This window comes from Pseudoalteromonas sp. 2CM39R (assembly GCF_023161845.1).
In genome coordinates, this window is record NZ_JALNTM010000002.1 from 691,198 (window position 1) to 712,093 (window position 20,896).

Genomic DNA, 20,896 nt, shown 5'->3' on the forward strand with positions numbered 1-20,896 from the left:
AATTGTTATGAAAAACCAAACCAGCGCAAATTGCGCTGGTTTTTTTGTTTATAAACCCTCTAGCACATTCCTTGTCCCTATTTATTTACATGATTTGTAACAAATATCGAAGTGGTAAAACTTGCGTTTAGATTATGAACAGGCAACACTTGATAACGAAAAATTAACAAGGAATAATTACAATGAAACCGAGTTTTCAACTAGCTGCCGTTGCATGCGCGCTTAGCCTTGCGCTTGCAGGATGTTCTCAATCAACCCCATCAACAAGTAGCACCGAAAGCGTGCAACAAAGCCAAACTGTTAAACAGTACGACGCTGAAACCTTTTTTGATACAACCTCAATTATGGGCAGCAGCTTTTCACCGAAAGGCGACAAAATACTCGTTAGCAGTGACGAAAGCGGCATTTATAGCCTTTATGAAGTAGATATAAAAACCGCCCAAAAAACCCGCTTAACAGACTTTGAAGACAGTACTTATGCTGTGGCTTATTTCCCTAAAGATGAGCGCGTACTATTTACTAAAGACTCAGGTGGTAATGAGCGTTATCACATCTACGTTCGCGAAACAGACGGCACAGTTAAAGATCTTACGCCAGGTGAAGAAACCCGTGCAGGATTTGCAGGCTTCACAGAAGACGGTAAACACTTTTTTATAACCAGCAATCAGCGTGATGCTAAGTTTATGGACCTATATCGTGTTGATGCTAACAGCTATGAAGTAACCCCTGTTTATCAAAATACTATGGGGCTAGATGTCGGTGCGATAAGCCCTGACGGTCGCTTTATTGCTTTATCGAAAAATAATTCGAACAAAGACAGCGATGTATTTATTCTCGATACGCGTAAAAAAACACTGAAACCTGAGCTCATTACCCGTCATGACGACGACGCTAAATATGGCCCAGAAACCTTCTCAAGAGACAGTAAATCATTATATTACTCAACCGATGCCAAAGGTGAATTTGCAGAAGTCTGGCGCTATGACTTAACGACTGGCGAGCACAGCCCTGCCCTCAAAGATGAGTGGGATGTGAGCTTTATTTACTTCTCTAAATCTGGCCGTTATCAAGTAAGCGGTGTTAATGCTGACGCAAGCACTAAAGTGTCGATAATTGATACCACCACAGGTAAAGCTATTGCTATGCCATCGCTGCCAGCTGGTAACTTACGTGGTGTGAACTTTTCAGCTGATGAAAAGACTATGGCGTTTTATTTAAATTCAGATACCTCGCCAAGTAACCTATTTGTGTGGCAACTCGGTGAATCAAAAGCTAAACAATTAACCAACACATTAAGTGATGCAATTGATCAAAATGACTTGGTTGAAAGCACAATTGTGCGCTTTAAAAGCTTTGATGGTTTAGAGATCCCTGGAGTTTTATATAAGCCTAAGCAAGCTAATAGCAACAACAAAGTACCAGCTTTAGTTTGGGTGCATGGCGGTCCTGGCGGCCAAAGTCGCACAGGATATAGTGCAATGCAACAGCATCTAGTCAATCATGGTTATGCCATTTTTGCAGTTAATAACCGTGGCAGCTCAGGCTATGGTAAAACCTTCTTCCATTTAGATGATAAAAAACATGGCACTGACGATTTACAAGATATCGTATACGGCAAAAAGCATCTGCAAAGCCTCGATTGGGTTGATGCTGATAAAATTGGCATCATGGGGGGCAGCTATGGTGGCTTTATGACCGCCGCAGCACTTGCCTTTGAACCTGAAGAGTTCAAAGTAGGCATTAATATATTTGGTGTAACAAACTGGGTTAGAACCTTAAACTCGATTCCACCATGGTGGGAAAGCTTTAAAAAGGCGCTGTATGATGAAATGGGCGACCCAGCGACAGACGGTGAACGTCACCGTGCCATTTCGCCACTATTTCATGCTAAAAACATCACCAAGCCATTAATGGTGATCCAAGGTGCTAACGACCCACGCGTTTTACAAGTTGAAAGCGATGAACTTGTTGCCGCTGTAAAGGCAAATGGTGTGCCTGTTGAATATGTATTATTCGATGATGAAGGCCATGGTTTTACTAAAAAAGAAAACCGCATAAAAGCCTCAAATGCATACCTTGAGTTCTTAAATACCTACTTAGATAAATAGCAAAATTGCAAAGATAAAGAGCCGGTATTATGCCGGCTTTTTTATGCAAAACACCTGTATAGAATCAAAATTTAGCAGTTTATACAGTACTGTATAAAACACTGTATGGATTTAATGGTAAATTTTTCACCTTTTCCAACCTTCAAAATAAAACCATAAGCGACTGTTTAGTAACAATTAAATAATTTTAACTAAAATAAAACTGAATAATTGGTTAAAAAATAGCAAAAAAGTACTTGCGCAAAAACACTGTATAAACTACTGTATACACATACTGTATAAACAACCAGTGAGTGAAAGTTATGTTACAGCCAATTACCTTAAGAACAGTTAAAAGCTACCAACAAGATAACGACAAAGCGTCTGTTAATTTAATTCAAATTGAAGACGAAATTTCAGCAACTTTTGAGCTATTAAAAGTATTGCATCATTACAATAGCCAAAATGCATGGACACTATTAATTGCTCCTGATCATGTTCCTAGTAAAGCCTTACTAGATTCATGTTCGATTGATACCAGCAAACTTCTTGTGATCAGACAAAAACATTTAGTTAATCTTGAGTATGTTCTTAGTTCAGCATTACATAACGGTAATTTTGCTGCTGTGATCACATGGACAGATATTGTAAACAATCATCAACTTGATTCGATGAACTTAAACCTTGAGCAGGCATCTGCTAAATTTTATTGTTTTACAAAAAGCGCTCAATTAAACAATTTAGTACCGCAGCCACAATAGGCTTGTTAAAATAACAATTTATAGTTTTAGGTAAGTTGTTATGACATCACTCACACACTCCCTTTGTCCTTGTGGCAGCGAATCGACTTACGAGCTTTGCTGCCAGCCTTTTCATACAGGTGCAAGCCAAGCTGATACCCCAGAGCAACTTATGCGTTCTCGTTTTAGTGCATACGCGCTCAAAGATGCGAAATATGTATTTAGTACCTATGCACAAAGCCAGCAAGCCGCTAACCCTGTTCGCGAAATTAAAGATTTTGCTAATAGCTGCCGCTTTACCAAGCTAAGTGTTTTAGATACTGAACATAATGATCAAGAAGGTTTTGTAGAGTTTAAAGCTAATTACTTTTACCAAAACTTGTATTGTGAGTTACACGAGAAGTCGCGTTTTATTAAAGAAGATGGCCTATGGCGTTACCTAGACGGTGATATAACGCCAGTTGCAGATATTAAAATTGGCCGTAACGACGAGTGCCCTTGTGGTAGCGGCAAAAAATATAAAAAGTGTCACGCTCTTTAATTGCTCTTATACCAATCCGCTTAATTAAGTAGTCTATTTTGAGGCAATAAAACCTCGTTGATAGCAAGGCAAAAATTTTGTTATTTAGTTGTTCTCGGCAATTGCTCCTGCATTGCTCTACCTCCCGCATCCATGCAGTCGTAAATGAGAGATTTTTAACGCAGTTAGCGACAGGTTTGATCCCTCAAAATGATTAAGTATTATTGCGGGTTGGTATTAACCTGGTAAATCCAGTCTAAGGCTTGGGTAATCGTTGTTGGGAATGCCGTTGCATGGCGTGCCTGAGGGATAACAAATAAATTTGTTGTAACCAGCGCGCCGCTTTGTTTATTAATTTTAGCTGCTAATTGCCTTGCGCCCGACACCATTTGCTCACCTTCACTTTCTTCGAGTTCACCCACTGCGATGTAAACTTTTGTTGTGTTGGTAGCTGGTTTTACAGCCATAGCTAATATTGAGTTTTCTTTAAACCACACTGAAGGACTGCCGATAATGTAACTTGAAAAAAGCGAAGGCTCTGTGAATAAGGCATAAGCCGCAAATAAACCGCCAAGCGAGTTACCGACTAACGTGCTTTTTTGGGTTGTTCTGAAGTCGGCCTCAATATAAGGCAACACAGTATGTTTTAGGTAGTTTAGATACTGACTTGCTCCGCCAGTTTTACGCTGCCAATTTTTATCTTCAAATGGCGTATAGTCATAAATACGACTATTAAGCCCAGATACACCTTTTTGATATCCTACTGCAACGATAATTACCTCTTCTATAGCCCCCGAATTCATCATAAAGCGACTAGCACCAGAGGCAATTGGCAAACTGTAGTTTGCATCTAATAGGTAAACAACTGGGTAACGCTTCTGGTTTTGCTTTTGGTAGCTGCGTGGCAACTTAATCGTAATTGGGTATTCGTTTTCGGTATGTTTATCTTTAAGTAACACAGTATTAGTACGTGGCAAAGTAAACGGCTCAGCATAGCTTACATCGCTCACGCCCAAAACACTGATCACAAAAACAAGCAATATATAAGGCATAGTTAATCCTTTAACCACTTCTTAATTGGTAACAGCCACTCATCTTTTGGTTTATAAAATGCGCCATGGGAGAGCCCTGTATTAATGCTTATTTCTTCGAACTTGGTTACGTCACTTCTATCAATTAAAAATTGGCAAGAGCCAACCTGATCTGAGCGCTCAAAGATAGAATACACCTTGCCATAAGCCTTAACTGATGTGTGATTTTTTATAAGGCCTGCACAACCTGCCAATATAATTAAGTTGATATGTGTACGTTTAAGTTCATTGGCTGCTAGGATCGACAATGCCCCGCCCCGTGAAAAACCAACTAAACTAATGTTCGACTCAGCAACACCGGCACTGATCAATGCTTCAATATCTGCAGCGAGTTTCTTCGCAAACGCAAAAGGTTCAGTGTCTTTTGGCCTGTGATACGCAATTAAATGATAACTCTCATCTGCCAGTGCTTCTTTTACAGCCACAAAATCATAAACCCCAAAGGTTTTGTGAACAGGCTTAGGGTTTGTCCCTTCAACGATAAAACCATGTGAATAAAAAACATAGTGACCATGCGGGTCAATCTCTGTTGGAAACTGGCTGTAAATAGTGCCAGCGCTAGCAGGCAAAACCCAGCATGAACAGAGTAAAAGTGCGGTACGTATCACAAGCATTCCTTTAAAAATCACGTTACACCTAATAGAAGATAATAACACCTTAAAAAATAATATCTTAGCAAACAACTAAACCCTACTCTCAGTAATTTTAATTAAATATCAAATTACTAATCGCAAGCTGTATCACGATTTAAACTGCAAGTTTCAACTTGAGGTAAATTCATGGAATTTCATAGTTAGACTACAAAAAACCCCATGACAACGCTGTCAATTATTTATAAAAAGGCGTATTGTAAAAAAGCAGTTAAAATACCTGCAAGTTTTAGACGTCTAGACGTTGAAAAAATAAATTCTAAGGCGTAGTATGTTCGTAATCTGAGTTAGACTCACATTTTCCATGAGATTTTTTAAAGATGATTGATATAAAGCACCTAAAAACCATAGCGACCCTTAAAGAAACAGGCTCTTTGGTCAATACCGCCCGTGAGTTGTTTTTAACTCAATCGGCTTTATCGCATCAAATTAAAGATCTCGAGAATAAGTTAGATTGCCAGCTGTTCGAACGTAAAACACAGCCTGTGCGTTTTACTCCGCAAGGTATGCTACTTCTGGAGCTTGCTAATGAAGTATTACCTCGTGTTGAAGCAACAAAATGTCGGTTAAAAGAAAGTCTTAACCAGCCAATTTCAAATTTACGTTTAAGCGTTGAGTGTCATGCCTGCTTTCATTGGTTGCTCCCAACCATCAAAGAATTTAATAATTTTTGGCCTGATATTAAAATTGATTACGAGCGCGGCTTTAGTTACGACGCCATTCCAGATTTAATTAATGATGAATTAGACCTAGTGCTGACTTCTGATATTCGTGAACCCGATCAACTTGAGTATGCTCACCTGTTTGATTTTAAATTAAAACTAATCGTTGCACCGGATCATGAGTTGGCAAAAAAAGCCTATGTCACCGCCCTTGATTTAAAAAACGAAACAATTATTTCGTACCCTATTCCCCGTGAGCGCCAAGACATCTTTAAACATTTTATTCAAAATGCACGCTTTGATGGTACGCTTAAAACGGTTGACCAAGGCTTATTGATATTTCAATTAGTGAGTGCAGGTATGGGGGTTGCAGCACTACCAGATTGGCTAGTCACTCCTTATGAAAGCCAAGGACTCATTAAGTCTATTCCGTTAGGTGCACTTGGCCTTACTCGCCCTATGTATTTAGCGATGAAAAAGAATATGAAAGATAACCCAGTTTATCGCCACTTTTTAAATACATGTAAGCAAAATAACGGTCGCTAAAGCAAGGCAAAAAAACTAACATAGCTGCATCTGTTACAGACAATAGTGTTAATACCCAAACCACCTCAAGGTGCGAGTTTCAGTTGGAATTAAAAGCGATTTAGGCAAGGCATTGATTGCTAACAATAGTGGTTCTATGGTTAAAATCAATAACGCAGTATAATTCGCTTTTAAACCAACCCTTTGGGCGCTTCACAGGTGCTTACTCTCATCGTTGTTACTTCTTAAAAGGGGCTGCCATTTTTGCAAAGTAACTCCTTGATATTAAGGCACCTGTGAAACGCTGAATTCTGTACCTTGAGGAGGCTTGGGTATATATGTTTGAAATTAAAAAGATCATTGGCTCATTATTAATGCCCCTGCCTTTGCTGGGGCTGCTTACTTTAGTGATGGTATTTTTAGCCATTACACATAAACGCAAAGCACTCTATTTTGGCTTTGTTAGTATTTTAACTTTAATGCTGATAAGCACGCCATTTATTGGTCAGTCACTGATAGCTGCAAGCAATAACCCTGCATGGCAATATAACCAAGCAAAACACCCTAAACTCGATAATATTGTGGTACTTGGCTGCTCAATAATGCCCAACTCGCGCCTTCAAGCAAACCACCAGTTAGGCGATTGCGCGCTTGCTCGATTACTTGAAGGTGTTAAGCTTGCCCACCGTTATCCAAATGCCACCCTCTTTGTATCAGGAGGCGGTTTTGCAAATACCACCAATAGCCAGCTCATGTTTGAAACAGCAAAAGCGTTAGGTATTTCTGCAACGAGAATTAAACAAAACCCCCTCGCTATGGATACAGCAGAAGAAGCGAAACGACTTGCCATTTATTTAGTCGATAAAAAAACTGCCCTCGTCACCTCAGCAAGCCATATGCCGCGAGCGAAAGACTTATTTAGTGCACAAGGCATTGATGTGATCCCAGCGGCAACCGACTTTCAAGATTTTAGTCAGTATCCAACGTACAAACAGTTTATACCTAACATTGCAGTACTTGTTGCAGTTACCAGAGTAGCGCATGAGAAAATTGGCAGTGCATGGGTGAGTGTGCGCCGCTGGATTGATCCAGAGGCGCTGTAGAACAATCAGACTGGATTATCGATATCGATAAACGTCACATCAAAACCGTGCTGCTCAGCTAAAAGCTCGCCTAAGGCTTTAATGCCATAACGCTCAGTAGCATGGTGACCAGCTGATAAAAAGTCGATACCTTGCTCGCGTGAACTATGAATCGTTTGCTCAGAGGCTTCACCTGTAAGATAAGCATCAATTCCTTGAGCAGCCGCTAAATCAATATACCCTTGTCCGCCACCTGTGCACCAAGCGATGGTTTCGATTTTCTCTTTTCTTACCAAACTAGTTAATGGTGCACGATTAAGTACTTGGGTTATTTTGGCGCTAAATTCTTCACCACTTAAAGGTGTTTTTAAACGCCCTTTTACCGGCACACTATTTGGGCCAGATTCAAGCCCACCTGTGAACTCAATATCGAGTAACTTAGCCAGTTGCGCGTTATTACCAATTTCAGGGTGTATATCTAGCGGTAAATGATAGCCATATAAGTTTATATCATTATTTAAAAGCGCAGCAATACGGCGCTTTTTCATGCCCGTGATTGGCTGCGATTCCCCTTTCCAGAAATAGCCGTGATGTACCAAAATAGTATCTGCATTTTCTGCAATAGCGGCATCAATCAATGCTTGGCTAGCTGTGACACCCGTCACTATCTTTTTTACGTCGCTCGCACCTTCAACTTGTAAGCCATTTGGGCAAAAGTCAGCGATAGAATCAGGTTTAAGAATGTCGTTTAATAATTGAGTAAATTGTTTGCGTTGCATATAAAAATCGTCCTTCAACCCTCTATTTTGTGCAAATTTTGGCGTTTATGAGTGAAAAATGGAAGGAAAATCGCAAAAAATTGAAAAGTAAGCTGAAAATAGGTATAAATATATATTCTTAATCTGTGTTTACAACGTATAGGGTCTCTGATGAGCAAACTAGACAAAACAGAAGTGTTAAATGCCTTCGAAGCAGCATACGAAGCAGCGAATGGTAAGAAACCTGAAATCACAACAAAACCTGGTTGGTATAGCATCGACGGTGGCAAAAATATGCGCCTTGCTGATGTTGCAGCGCTGACTGAAGAGCTCACTTCTGGTAAAACAGCTGAGCCTAAAGCAGAAGAAGCACCTAAAGCACCAGCGAAAAAAACCAAAACTAAAACCGCTGCACCGGCTAAAACAGCTAAGAAAGCATCGTTCACTGTTGTTACAGCAAACGATGACGGTTACAAAGCTGAAGAGCTTTGGATTGTTAACCTAGCTGAAAAAGACCACGATTGTCGCTTACCGCGTGGTGTTGTGTAATCAAGTTACACTTAGCAATTTTAAAAACCGCTACTCGTTAGCGGTTTTTTTATGGCTGTTCATTTGGCTAGTTATAACCCACTGGCTAAAATAGCCAAACAATACAATAAATACGGTGCCAATCAATACAGGCATCACTAAGAAGTCCCAACTTTGCATAGATTGCATTATCAAAATTGGGTTTGCTCCTGCTGCAGGATGTACTGTGTCCGTCAACATCATTAGGCTAATTGCCAACCCTGTGGCTATAGCAATTTCAACAGGCCCTACACCGACATAATTTACAAAAACAACGCCGATTAGTGCAGTTAAAAGGTGCCCACCAATAACATTCTTCGCTTTAGCTAAAGGACTGTGAGGCACACCAAATACCAGCACCGCAGTTGCTCCAAATGGGGCCATTAACCACACACCATAACTTCCTAATTGCTGTAAATAGGCCAATACAAAAATTGCCATACAAGCAAAAATACCCGCAATGGCCGCCTTGCTTACTTTATTCTCCATAAAACCTCCAAAAAGTAGACCAACTTGTCTACCCAGCAAATGGTAGACAAGTCGGTCTACTTCTGTCAAGCTATCATTAGTCACCCAATGAGGCCTTGTTATGGATAAACGAACACATATTATTTTGACCGCCCTGTCACTTTTTTATCAAAAAGGCATTCATAGTGTGGGAATAAACGAAATTATTAGTGTGGCGGGTGTCGCCAAAAAAACCATGTACCATCATTTCGCAAGTAAAGATGCGTTATTATTAGCCTGCCTTAGTGAGCGACATAGCAGGTTTTTGAATTGGTTAACGCATGCCACCAGCAAACTAACCACTGTTGAAGAATTTAAAGTCGCCTTGATCAGCTGCCATGAAGCTTGGTTTAATTCTGAAGTGACTGAGTTAGGTGATTTTAATGGCTGTTTATTTATTAACACCGCTGCTGAGTTTGCTGATCCTACAAGCCCGATAAATCAAGCCTGCAAAGAGCATAAAATGGCAGTACAGCAGTTAATTAAACAGCGTTTATCAGCGTGTAATAACATGGAAAGTTCGCAGCTAGACTCGCACAGCCACTATTTGATGACGCTTGTAGAGGGCATGATCTGCCAAGCAAAACTAGTAGGAATTAAACAGTTTCCTCATTTAAAACAATGAGCAAATAAAAAAGCGGCACAATGGCCGCTTTCAGTTTAGATTTCCGCTAAGTTAGATTTTTTCAAAATATAACTTTTCGCGTTTTTTCTCACCCACTTCGTTCATGGTTGCAGCATCAAATAGACGACCATTGATCATGGTGTAATCGATTTTATCTGTATCACGAATGTTAGTTAGCGGGTTACCGTCAATAACAATTAAATCGGCAAGTTTACCCGGCTCAAGAGAACCAATGTTGTTATCAAGGCCAATGTATTTAGCAGGATCTAAGGTTGCTGCACGAATAGCTTCAAGTGGTGTCATACCACCTTGCGCAAACATCCAAATTTCCCAATGTGCCGCTAAACCTTCACGTTGACCGTGAGCACCAAGGTTTACTAATACACCTAAGTCTTGCAGCTCTTTGGCAACACGGGCATTGTTGAAGTGGTTATAGTGATGATCGGGCGCCTTAACACGACGCATTGAGCGAGGTAAAAGCTGATTCTTTGGTACAAACTTACTTAAGCGTGGGTGATTCCACACATCTGTCTTGTCGTACCAATAATTTTCACCCCAAATACCACCGTAAGCTACACCGAGTGTCGGCGTATAACCCACATCGCTTTGAGACCAAAGCTGGCGAATATCATCGTAAATATTGGCAACAGGAATTGAGTGTTCAATACCCGTATGACCATCAACTACCATAGTTAAGTTGTGCTGCAGTAATGAACCGCCTTCTGGCACAACCATCATTTCAAGTTCACGACCTGCTTCAATAACTTGCTGGCGCTGTTCACGACGAGGTTGGTTATATGATTTAACACTAAACGCGCCTACTTTCTTTAAACGCTCAAGATGGAATTTAGCATCTTCTAACGAGTCAATATGCGATGTATAACCTGGCATATTCGCACCATATAAAATGGTACCCGTTGAGAAAATACGAGGGCCGACAATCATGCCTGCTTTTTGCATTTCGCTTGCAGCAAAAATCTCTGTGGTGTCGTTTGATGGATCGTGAATCGTTGTCACGCCTAACGCTAAGCCTGCTAAGTTCTTCCAGTTTTGCTGTGGAATGATCTCATCGCTGCCTTGCGAGCCGTGCGCATGTGCATCAACAATACCCGGCATAATCGTCTTACCAGTTACATCAATTACTTCTGCGCCTTTAGGAATAGCAACACTGTCTTTACTACCAACCGCTTTAATATGCTTACCATCAGTTACAATAACGCCGTTTTCAATAACCTGCTCACCGTTCATGGTGATAATACGCGCACCAGTTAACGCAAAGATTGATTTAGGCTCCGCCATGGTTTTTGTAAAACCGATGTTATCGCCGCTTTTAACTTTAAAGTCAGTCTCTGCATTTTGGTTAATATCAAACAAACCCGCTAAGCTTGCATGATATAACTCAGGGCCTAAGCTCCAATAAAGTTTATCGCTTGTGCCACTCCAGCTGATGTTTTCACCGGCGCGAACAGAAAGCTGCTCAATTGGGAATTGGCTATCTTTTGGGCCAATATTAATGGTTTTGCCACGCTCAACAAATGGCGTAACAAATACTTTAAAACGCTCTGCAAACGCTAAGTATTGGCCATCTGGTGATACTCTAAACTCTGTAGCATGTTCTGATTCGTAAAGTTTACGAACTTGCTTTGATTCAAGCTCAACAACACTTAATGTTGGTTTCGGCCAAGGGCTCATCACATAAATACGGTCATTCGCTGCACCAAATTGTGGCTGATATCCTGATTTAGTGATTAGCGTCGCTTTAACGCCTTTAGCACTTACTGAGTAAATGCCTGGCTCTAATGACCATGTTGGGTTCAGGATACTGCCGCCAGACGCTTTACGGTAAACAACTGTTTTGCCATCAGGGCTGAAAGTTGGCTCTACATATTTACCCGGCTCTTTAGTAATGGTATCGCCACGGCCACTGCGCGCAGATACAACACGTACTGAGCCCTGTTCGTTATCATCCCATGTGGTGTAAACAATCTTCTTACCATCACGAGAGAACTGCGGGAATAATTCAAAGTGGTCGTCTTGCTTAGTCAGGCGCTTTACTTTGCCAGACTCTAAATCACGTTTATAAATATGACCTAGCGCTTCAAATATAGCCGTTTCACCATCCGGTGAAATTTGTACATTGCGCAGCATTTTCACATCAAAATTATCGCTATCGATGTTTTGTGTAAAACGCACCGCTTTTTGAATTTGCTTATTGGTCTCAACTTTAAATGGAATAGTCGAGACAGACTTATCATCCACGTCTAGCTTATGAATGGTACCACCCGCCCAAAAGACTAGTTGTTCGTTATCTGGCGTCCAAGCAATTGTTGGGTATACGCCATGAATTGCCCATGTCTCTTGCATATCACGCTCAAGCTCGCCATACAGTTTTGTATGCTCACCGGTGTGAAGATCATATAAGTACAAGCTTGTTTGGAAATCATCACGCTTTACATACGCAAGCTTTTTACCATCTGGTGAAGGTGTAGGTCGAATAGCCCCGCCCATACCATCTATAATTGTTTCAATCTCGCCGGTTTCACGGTCATAGCGTTTAATTTTATAAATACCCGCTACAGAATCTTTAGAGTAATGGAATGTTTTACCCGGCGTTGCATCATGAGAAAAATAAACATAACGACCATCCGGTGAGAACATTGGCTCGCCTAAGTCTTTTTGGTCGTTTTCACGTGCGGTTAGCTGCACACCTTTGCCACCCGCTTTGTGGTAAAGCCATACTTCACCAGCCCCTAAAGAGCGGCTTGCAGTAAAGTGCTTACGCGCAACTAAGTAGTCACCATCTGGGCTCCAAGCTGGGCTGTTTAACAAACGAAATGTTTCGTTCGTTACAGCTTTTTGGTTTTCACCGTTTAAATCCATCACCCAAATATTGTCGCCACCACCTTGGTCTGAAGTAAACGCAATGTGCTTACCATCAGGGCTAAAGCGTGGTTGCATTTGCCATGCAATATCACTGGTTAATTGCGTTGCTGTGCCACCTGACATTGGCATGGTATAAATATCGCCGAGTAGGTCAAACACCACTGTTTTACCATCAGGGCTAATATCTACGTTCATCCACGTGCCCTGCTCAACACTAATTTTAGCGTCTAGGAATTGGCCTTTTGGTGCGTCCACCTGCCATTTGTCGTCATTTGATTGCTCAGCTGCCGCCACTTGCCCAGTTAGAGCAAGTGAAATAGATACAGCGAGCGCTGTATGAAGCATTTTCTTCATTGAAATCTCACTTTTTATTGTTTTGCTTATATGCACACTTTTAAGATTGCACCAAATAGCATAGCAAGATTCCAGTGATTCGTGTTAAACAGACGTAAATAGTCGACTAATGCCACGCAATTGGATCAAACTGATAAAAGCCAACCAGTAAATGATAAATTTCTGGGTCAAACTGTCTTAGCTCAGCGGGCTTTTCTAAGAAGGTTTCGGTGATAACAGCAAAAAACTCTGCCTCATTGGTCGCGCCATAGCTATGAATAACATGAGGCATACCATAAGCTAAATGGGTTTTGAGTTGATTAAACGCGCGGCTAAATACTTTTGCCCACTTTTGGTAATCTTCGTTACTCGAAAGCAGTGGTGTACCCGTGGTTTTACCGGTTTCTTGGTCGAGCTGATGGGCAAATTCATGAAATACCAAATTATGACCATCACTTGGTAAGCGGTTCCCCTCAAGGACATCATGCCAACTCAATACCAAGGTTCCGCCCGGCCATGATTCACCTTGACGCACGGTATTGTGATAACTAACAAGCCCAGCATTATCACGGGAAGTTTGAGGGGCATAATACGCGCTTGGGTATAAAAGGATCTCTTTTACATTACGATACAATGGCCACGGTTTATTAAGCACTAAAATACAGGCATCTGCCGCTACAATCAGCTTCATTGCATCATTAAGCTTAAGACCATCACAACCAATAAAGCGTTTTTCATTTAAAAACCAAACGATGTGACGCTCCAGCTTTTCACGATCGGCATCCGTCATCTTTCGGTAGATAGGCATATATTTTAACAGCAGATTTTTTTGCTGATCATTGAGGGAGTTATTAAGGTATTTTTTCTGCCAAAAGTGATTACGGATATCGTCCCAGCGCCAGTAACACACAACAAAAATTATTAAAAAAAGTATCAAAACCAGGTTAAGCATTACTATCGCCTAAAAAACAATCTTGATACTTTAATGTGTGCAAACAAAAAAAGATCAATTGTTTACACACATTTTTATTTGAAAAGCTGATTAATCGAGCGTAATACAGCCTTGATTATAAATAAAAATTTGGTTTCGACCGTTATTCTTCGCATTGTATAAAGCGTTATCGGCATGTGCTAACAAGCGGTCATAGTCAGTAACCTGCGCGTTGTCTGCCACACCAAAACTTACCGTTACAGAAAGGCTATCTGCTAATTCTGAGAAATCGTAACCCGCTATCTCTAAACGGATAATTTCACACAGTCTTGCGGCTTCTTCAGCATTTTTGTATGGGAACAACAGGGTAAATTCTTCACCGCCCCAACGCGCCGCATAACCTTCATCAGGGAAATTCATACGCAGCAAACGAGCAATTTCACAAATCACTTTATCACCAATTAAGTGCGAGAAATTGTCATTAATGAGTTTGAAGTGATCAATATCCATAATGGCAATACTAAGCGTTTTATTGTCACGCTGAAACTGATTAAAGTTTTCAGACAGCCACATATCGAAAGCGCGTCTATTCGGTAATTGCGTTAATTGGTCATGATTCGCTAAATGAGCAAAAGCATCAGCTTGCGTTTGTAAATCATGCATTTGCTGTTCAACTTTTTCAGTTAACTCAATTTCGATGCGCTTATAGTGGTATAAGCGGTATTTATAAATAGCATAAGCAGCAAAAAGCACAGCAACTAAGACAAATAACTTAAAGCTGGTTTTTTGCCAAAAATAAGGGGCAATTTTAAAACGCAGAACTTGCTCATTATTTTGCCAGTCACTATTTGGGTAACCTGCGCGCACTTTAAAGGTATATTTACCTGGTGGTAAATTGGTGTACTCGGTAATGGCCAAGCGCCCCCGGTCTACCCATTGTTGATTGTAACCACTTAGTTGAGTTTGGTAATTTAACCGCCCAGGCATGATAAAACTTAGCCCAGCGTAGTTAAACGAAACACGAGAAACACCAGCAGGTAAGCTCAAAACCTCATTACCAACAGGTAAAGTCATGGGTTTGCCATCGACTTCAAAGCTTTCAATAACCGTCGATAATCGTCGTTTACTGGCTTCTTTTAAGCGCTCTGGTGTGGCAATAGCGACGCCTTTGGCTGTAGCAACCCATACTTGACCATCTGAATGAAGCACAGCAGCAGGGTTTGAACCGCCATTTGCTTGCGCGCTTAACATGCCATCGCCTTCATCATAAAGCTGCATCGAAACGCTCATTGGTTGAACTTTTTCAGGGTTATCTAAAAGCGCAACTAACTGAGCTTTGTTCACCTGAATAACACCTCGGTTACTGGTCAACCATAATGAATCACCTTGCTCAATCACTTGGAACAGCTTATCGACCGGTAAACCTTGGTCTCGACCAAACAAGCTCATTTTATCTGTACTGAGATTGTAACGAACTAAGCCTCTATCGGTTGCAAGCCACATTTTATCGCCATCTAAGTAAAAGCCGAATGCATACTCAGTACTGAACTGCTTTGGAAACTCGAGAGTTTTAAACTGCTTAGTAGCTAGGTCATAAATGGACACACCCACTCCCGTGCCGACCCACAACCTGCCATGATCATCCTCGACAAGGGCCATGATAAAATCACCAATTAAGCCATCTTCTGTGGTGAATAATTCAGTTTGCCCAGCTGGGTCTATTTTGGTTAAACCACCGGCAGTGCCAATCCATAGGTTATCCGCTTTATCGAACAACACAGCACGAACTTCGTTACTGATCAGGCCATTACTGCGGTTTTTTACTGGGTAAATTTGCCCATTAACCACTTTCATTAAACCGGCGGTATAAGTACCTAACCAAACGCCACCTTGCTTATCCTCGGTTAAGCTTAAAACGGATAATGGATCTTTTTCATAGGCTTGAGTAAGGGTTGTGAGCCTGCCATTTTCAATACGATTTAAGCCATTACTACTGCCCACCCATAAGCTGCCATCAGAATGCGATAGCACGGTACGCACATAGTCTGATGCAAGCCCACGACTTTCACTCCAATTTGTAAATGGTGCTTCACGCAGGCGGAATAATCCGGCATTCGTGCCAACCCAAATGCTTTTTTCGCGATCTTGCAGCAAAGATAAAATACGGTTGTTGGGTAAGCCATCATCGGCAGCTAAGTTTTCAAGGCCTAAATTGCTGAGCCTGAACACCCCTTTATTGATGGTGCCAAACCACAAATCCCCCTGTGCATCTTCGAGTAAACTAGCAATTGATTCGTTGTTAAGGACAGGATTAATAGCAACAAACTTATTATTTTGCTTTTGCCAAGCGCCTTTTTCAGTGCCAACAATTAAAGTGCCTGAGTCAGTTAGTAATAAGGTAAACACAGAAGCATTTGGAAGCCCAGAGTCCTCACTGACCTTACTGACTTGCTTATTCTTTATTTGATAAAGACCATCACTAGTCGCAGCCCAAATCACGCCTGTTTTGTCTTGTAAAAGACGATAGGCGCTAAGCTTATCAAGCATTTTTTGCTCAGAGGCAGTTTCAGAAGCACGGTAAACAATGCCTTGTCCTTCAAGTGCCAGCCATAGCTCACCTTGTTTAGTAACGAGCGCATGATTGACCATGGCTGATGAACTTGGTAATGCTCGCCATCCCCCTTGTGAGCGAAGCGCAATACCGCCACGGGCACCCACAATATATAAATCACCATTATCCATCGGGATCAGGCTGCGTAAGCCAGAATCAGGTAAGCCAGGAATTTCTGTTCGAGTAAAAAGTTTAAACTCACGACCATTAAAACGGGCAAGCCCTTCCCAAGTCGCTATCCAAATGTAACCATCTTTGGTTTGCGTTACGCCATTAATGCTATTGTGAGGAAGGCCGGCGCGAGTGCTCCAAGTCTCTGTAAAATAATCACTTAAAGAGAGGCGTGCAGAATCAGCAAAAACGCTGAAACTCAATAAAAGAAAAATACAACTAACTACCCGCACCATAAAACTAAAACCCTGATATTTATTATCGTTCTATTCAGTGATGTAGCTCTGTGAAGCCAAAGTCATCCCTAACTTCAGATAATACTACATTAGTTGCAATTTTTACTCACTTTAATGACATTTAGCAACAATCAATTACAAAAATTCGTGATTTTTTCTTGCAGTATTTTCACAAATCGCGCCACATGCAAGCCATCCATCAAAGCATGATGCACATCGATTGAAAGCGGCATCTTGCCAGTTTGTGAGTCATATTGACCAAACACAAACTTAGGAATACCAAGGCCATGCCCCTCACTTACAGCATGCGAGAAGCCGGTAAAGTTTAACCATGGAAGTACTGAGATATGAATAAGGTCAGGCTGCCCTTCTGTTGCAGCAAATGCATCAGAGAAAAATGGTTTTGCTTTACTTGTTTTACCCACAGCAATCGCGTGTTTTGAAAAATCTTCCATCGACGCTTGTTTTTCAAAATAACTAAAGCGAAATGTTTCATCTTCTGCAAGCTCGACCACACTTCCTCTTACCGATGACAGTTGTACCGGCAACGAATCAACAATACGTTGACGCATTGGTGCATAGTTATGACATGCTTCAAGTGTTAGGTAAACATAGCTGTGAAAGAAGGAATACGGTTCTGCTTTGCACTTGTTGTAAAGAGCCGCCATGTCGAGTGAAACACATACATTAAAATATGGCAGAGAAAATTCTTTGAAAAAAGCGAAATGCTGTTTGCGAGGCCAAGTAGCTAGATCGATAGGTGTGATTTCACAAGATGGAGTTTTCATTAGGTGCCCTCGAGATTTAAAAACTGAGTTTACCTAGCCTGCGTGACTTCGTCACCTTGATGCGATAAATAACAGAGACAAAAAAGGTGCGACTTGCGCACCTTTTACCTGTAAATTTATCGACTTACTAAATTATAAGCCGTTTTCGATGATTTCTAATGCTAGTTCATCGGCAATTAAATGCGTCGACTTCTGCTCTTTTTCAGAGCGAGCAAAGATTTCTGTTAGCGTATCAAAAATGCCTTCAACGTGTTTCGTTGATGCTTCTGCACTATAACCTTCTGGTGCAGTTTCGTAATAAACATTGATAATACCACCTGCGTTAATTACGTAATCTGGTGCGTATAAGATACCTTTTTCGCGGATGATCTCACCGTGACGAGACTCTGCTAATTGGTTATTCGCACAACCTGCAATAATTGTCGCTTTTAAACGCGGGATAGTCGTGTCATTTACCGTTGCGCCAAGTGCACATGGTGCATACACATCAACATCTAAGTCGTAGATTTCATCAATACCCACAGCCGTTGCATTGAAGTCATTTACAACACGCTCAACAGCTTGCTCGTTGATATCTGTTACAAATAATGTTGCGCCCGATTCATGTAGGTGTTTACAAAGGCCATATGCTACTGCACCTAAACCTTGCACGGCTACTTTGATACCAGCAAGATCTTGATGACCTCGTTGATGTTGTAAAGCCGCTTTAATACCTAAGAATGTACCATACGCTGTGAACGGTGAAGGGTTACCACTTTTACCTTCAAGGCCTAATACATAGTTAGTTTCTTTATTCATGATAGCCACATCATCACAAGTGATGTTTACATCTTCAGCTGAATAATAGCTACCGCTTAAACGTTCTAACTGGCGACCAAATGCACGGAAAAGTTGCTCTGATTTAATTTCTTTAGCATTACCGATGATCACTGACTTACCGCCACCAAATGGTAAACGTGCCACAGCATTTTTGTAGGTCATACCTTTTGATAAACGAAGTGCATCAGTAACAGCATCTTCATCAGTTGTATAGTTCCACATTCTGCAACCACCAACCGCTGGACCTAACTTGGTATTGTGAACCGCGATAATAGCTTTTAGGCCTGATTCTTTATCTGAACAAAACACCACTTGCTCGTGGTTATCAAAGTCGACTTTATTAAATACAGCCACAGTTAAATACTCCGAAATTTTCTTACCCTAAGGGGTGTGAGCGCTGAAAGTGCCGAGACTTTATCACTTCGTTTGTTCCCTTGCCACTAAATGAGATGATAAAACTAAGCAAAGTTCTCAAGCCGAAATAACAACTCAAAAACTAACACTTTATGGAAAAAATATACCAATCAATGTACGCATTAAGCATTGTTAATTCAAAACAAAATATTAACATTACAAACTTTATTACGTGAACGTAAAGGTAAAGTATAGCGTAAAGAAAAAGTGACAAGAAAAATGTACCGATAAAGCCAAGTAAAATCGGCCTTTTAAAGAGATGTTAGAGAAATAGCTGAGACTGGTCAGAGCTGAAAAAAAACGGCGCAGGTGCGCCGTTTTTTCATGAGAGTTGCAAGATGGTTACTTTAACTTGCCATCAAGTTCTTCGATTTTTGCTTTCCAAATAGCAGGGCCTTGCGTATGCGCATTGGCGCCTTCACTATCAACAGCAACCGTTACTGGCATATCTTCTACTTCAAACTCGTAGATTGCTTCCATACCTAAATCTTCGAACGCAACAACACGTGCTTTCTTGATTGCTTTAGATACAAGGTAAGCTGCACCACCTACTGCCATTAAGTAGATAGATTTATTGTTTTTGATTGATTCAACTGTTGCAGGACCACGCTCTGCTTTACCAATCATACCGATGATGCCCGTTTTTTCTAACATCATATCAGTGAATTTATCCATACGTGTTGCAGTTGTAGGGCCAGCAGGACCTACTGCTTCATCACCCACTGCATCTACAGGGCCAACGTAGTAGATAAACTTGTTATCAAAATCAACGCCTTCAGGTAAACCTTCACCTGATTGGATCATATCTTGTAAACGTTTATGTGCTGCATCACGACCCGTTAAGATAGTACCAGACAGAAGAACCGTTTCACCCATCTTCCATTCTTGCGTGTCTTCTTTAGTCAGTGTGTTTAAATCAACACGACGTGTACCTTCACCTACTTCAAATGTAACTTCTGGCCAATCTTCAAGTTTAGGCGCTTTAAGATCAGCTGGGCCTGAACCATCTAATGTGAAGTGAACGTGACGAGTTGCTGCACAGTTCGGGATCATAACCACTGGTTTTGATGCTGCGTGAGTCGGTGCCGTTTTAACTTTCACATCAACTACGGTTGTTAAACCACCTAGGCCTTGTGCACCAATACCTAATTTATTAGCACGCTCGAAGATATCGATACGCATTTTTTCTTCAGTTGTTTCTGCGCCGCGCTCAATCAGCTCGTGAATATCAACCGGATCCATTAATGATTCTTTAGCAAGTACCGCAGCTTTTTCTGCAGTACCACCAATACCTATACCTAGCATGCCAGGTGGACACCAGCCCGCACCCATCGTTGGTAATGTTTTTTCAACCCATGCAGCCACATCATCAGATGGGTTAAGCATAACCATTTTCGTTTTATTTTCTGAGCCGCCGCCCTTCGCTGCCACCATTACTTCTACTTCAGCGCCTGGCACTAAGTCGATATGAACAACTGATGGAGTATTGTCTTTGGTGTTTTTACGCGTACCAGCAGGGTCTGCAACAATTGATGCACGTAATGGGTTATCTGGGTTTAAGTATGCGCGACGTGTACCTTCATCAACCATTTGCTGAACAGTCATGTCTGTTTTATCCCACTTAACATCCATACCTACTTTTACGAAACAAGTAATGATACCTGTATCTTGGCACAGTGGACGTTTACCTTCAGCAGACATACGAGAGTTAATTAAAATTTGCGCAATGGCATCTTTTGCCGCTTTGCTTTGCTCTTTGTTGTAAGCTTTTTCTAAGGCTTGTACGAAATCGAGAGGGTGATAAAAAGAAATGTATTGCAATGCATCTTCAATGCTATCAATGAAGTCTTGCTGACGAATTGTACTCATTACGGGTTCCTTAAGTTTTTATCGCGT

Annotated in this window: 17 protein-coding genes; 7 read left to right on the plus strand and 10 right to left on the minus strand. The window is 41.2% G+C overall.

Annotation, left to right across the window (positions count from 1 at the left end; translation table 11 throughout):
- Positions 1–182: 182 nt before the first annotated feature.
- The 3 genes from MTF66_RS07210 to MTF66_RS07220 all read left to right on the plus strand — a co-directional run bounded on the left by MTF66_RS07210 (position 183) and on the right by MTF66_RS07220 (position 3,368).
- A complete protein-coding gene (locus tag MTF66_RS07210; protein WP_248526900.1) occupies positions 183–2,108 on the plus strand; it encodes a S9 family peptidase in 1,926 nt (641 codons plus the stop codon).
- A gap of 302 nt (positions 2,109–2,410) precedes the next feature.
- On the plus strand, positions 2,411–2,848 hold the full coding sequence (locus MTF66_RS07215) for a SulA-like leucine-rich domain-containing protein (RefSeq protein WP_054551944.1): 438 nt from the start codon (positions 2,411–2,413) through the stop codon (positions 2,846–2,848).
- A 40-nt stretch (positions 2,849–2,888) separates the two neighbouring features.
- Complete coding sequence (locus MTF66_RS07220; RefSeq protein WP_055196855.1) at positions 2,889–3,368, plus strand: YchJ family protein; 480 nt, start codon at positions 2,889–2,891, stop codon at positions 3,366–3,368.
- Between the two features lie 200 nt (positions 3,369–3,568).
- Here MTF66_RS07220 and MTF66_RS07225 read toward each other — a convergent pair whose 3' ends face one another.
- Both MTF66_RS07225 and MTF66_RS07230 read right to left on the minus strand, forming a co-directional pair.
- Positions 3,569–4,399, minus strand: coding sequence for an alpha/beta hydrolase (locus MTF66_RS07225; RefSeq protein ID WP_248526901.1), 831 nt, complete (start codon positions 4,397–4,399; stop codon positions 3,569–3,571).
- A 2-nt stretch (positions 4,400–4,401) separates the two neighbouring features.
- Positions 4,402–5,046: an alpha/beta hydrolase gene (locus MTF66_RS07230; RefSeq protein WP_248526902.1), complete on the minus strand. Its 645-nt coding sequence runs from the start codon at positions 5,044–5,046 to the stop codon at positions 4,402–4,404.
- 362 nt (positions 5,047–5,408) lie between these two features.
- On the opposite strand from MTF66_RS07230, the gene MTF66_RS07235 reads away from it, so the two are divergent.
- Positions 5,409–6,296, plus strand: a complete 888-nt coding sequence (locus MTF66_RS07235) for a LysR substrate-binding domain-containing protein (protein ID WP_054551603.1) — start codon at positions 5,409–5,411, stop codon at positions 6,294–6,296.
- 317 nt (positions 6,297–6,613) lie between these two features.
- Positions 6,614–7,378: a YdcF family protein gene (locus MTF66_RS07240; protein ID WP_248526903.1), complete on the plus strand. Its 765-nt coding sequence runs from the start codon at positions 6,614–6,616 to the stop codon at positions 7,376–7,378.
- A 5-nt stretch (positions 7,379–7,383) separates the two neighbouring features.
- Here MTF66_RS07240 and MTF66_RS07245 read toward each other — a convergent pair whose 3' ends face one another.
- A complete protein-coding gene (locus tag MTF66_RS07245; RefSeq protein WP_248526904.1) occupies positions 7,384–8,136 on the minus strand; it encodes a Nif3-like dinuclear metal center hexameric protein in 753 nt (250 codons plus the stop codon).
- A gap of 150 nt (positions 8,137–8,286) precedes the next feature.
- On the opposite strand from MTF66_RS07245, the gene MTF66_RS07250 reads away from it, so the two are divergent.
- A complete protein-coding gene (locus MTF66_RS07250; RefSeq protein ID WP_054561783.1) occupies positions 8,287–8,664 on the plus strand; it encodes a hypothetical protein in 378 nt (125 codons plus the stop codon).
- 30 nt (positions 8,665–8,694) lie between these two features.
- Here MTF66_RS07250 and MTF66_RS07255 read toward each other — a convergent pair whose 3' ends face one another.
- The gene (locus MTF66_RS07255) at positions 8,695–9,171 is read right to left on the minus strand and encodes an HPP family protein (protein WP_248526905.1); all 477 of its coding nucleotides are present in this window, start codon (positions 9,169–9,171) and stop codon (positions 8,695–8,697) included.
- Between the two features lie 100 nt (positions 9,172–9,271).
- Between MTF66_RS07255 and MTF66_RS07260 the strand changes: the two genes are divergently transcribed.
- Complete coding sequence (locus tag MTF66_RS07260; protein WP_248526906.1) at positions 9,272–9,814, plus strand: TetR/AcrR family transcriptional regulator; 543 nt, start codon at positions 9,272–9,274, stop codon at positions 9,812–9,814.
- A gap of 51 nt (positions 9,815–9,865) precedes the next feature.
- Here MTF66_RS07260 and MTF66_RS07265 read toward each other — a convergent pair whose 3' ends face one another.
- The 6 genes from MTF66_RS07265 to MTF66_RS07290 form a co-directional block, all read right to left on the minus strand.
- Positions 9,866–13,051 (minus strand): amidohydrolase family protein, encoded by a 3,186-nt coding sequence (locus MTF66_RS07265; RefSeq protein ID WP_248526907.1) that lies wholly within the window; start codon positions 13,049–13,051, stop codon positions 9,866–9,868.
- A 106-nt stretch (positions 13,052–13,157) separates the two neighbouring features.
- Positions 13,158–13,982 (minus strand): M90 family metallopeptidase, encoded by an 825-nt coding sequence (locus tag MTF66_RS07270; RefSeq protein WP_058585288.1) that lies wholly within the window; start codon positions 13,980–13,982, stop codon positions 13,158–13,160.
- 90 nt (positions 13,983–14,072) lie between these two features.
- On the minus strand, positions 14,073–16,979 hold the full coding sequence (locus MTF66_RS07275; RefSeq protein ID WP_248526908.1) for a ligand-binding sensor domain-containing diguanylate cyclase: 2,907 nt from the start codon (positions 16,977–16,979) through the stop codon (positions 14,073–14,075).
- A gap of 131 nt (positions 16,980–17,110) precedes the next feature.
- The gene (locus tag MTF66_RS07280; RefSeq protein ID WP_282454038.1) at positions 17,111–17,767 is read right to left on the minus strand and encodes a CatA-like O-acetyltransferase; all 657 of its coding nucleotides are present in this window, start codon (positions 17,765–17,767) and stop codon (positions 17,111–17,113) included.
- Positions 17,768–17,899: 132 nt separating this feature from the next.
- Positions 17,900–18,940 (minus strand): Glu/Leu/Phe/Val dehydrogenase, encoded by a 1,041-nt coding sequence (locus MTF66_RS07285; RefSeq protein WP_248526909.1) that lies wholly within the window; start codon positions 18,938–18,940, stop codon positions 17,900–17,902.
- A gap of 402 nt (positions 18,941–19,342) precedes the next feature.
- Positions 19,343–20,869, minus strand: coding sequence for a fumarate hydratase (locus tag MTF66_RS07290; protein WP_054551614.1), 1,527 nt, complete (start codon positions 20,867–20,869; stop codon positions 19,343–19,345).
- Positions 20,870–20,896 lie beyond the last annotated feature (27 nt).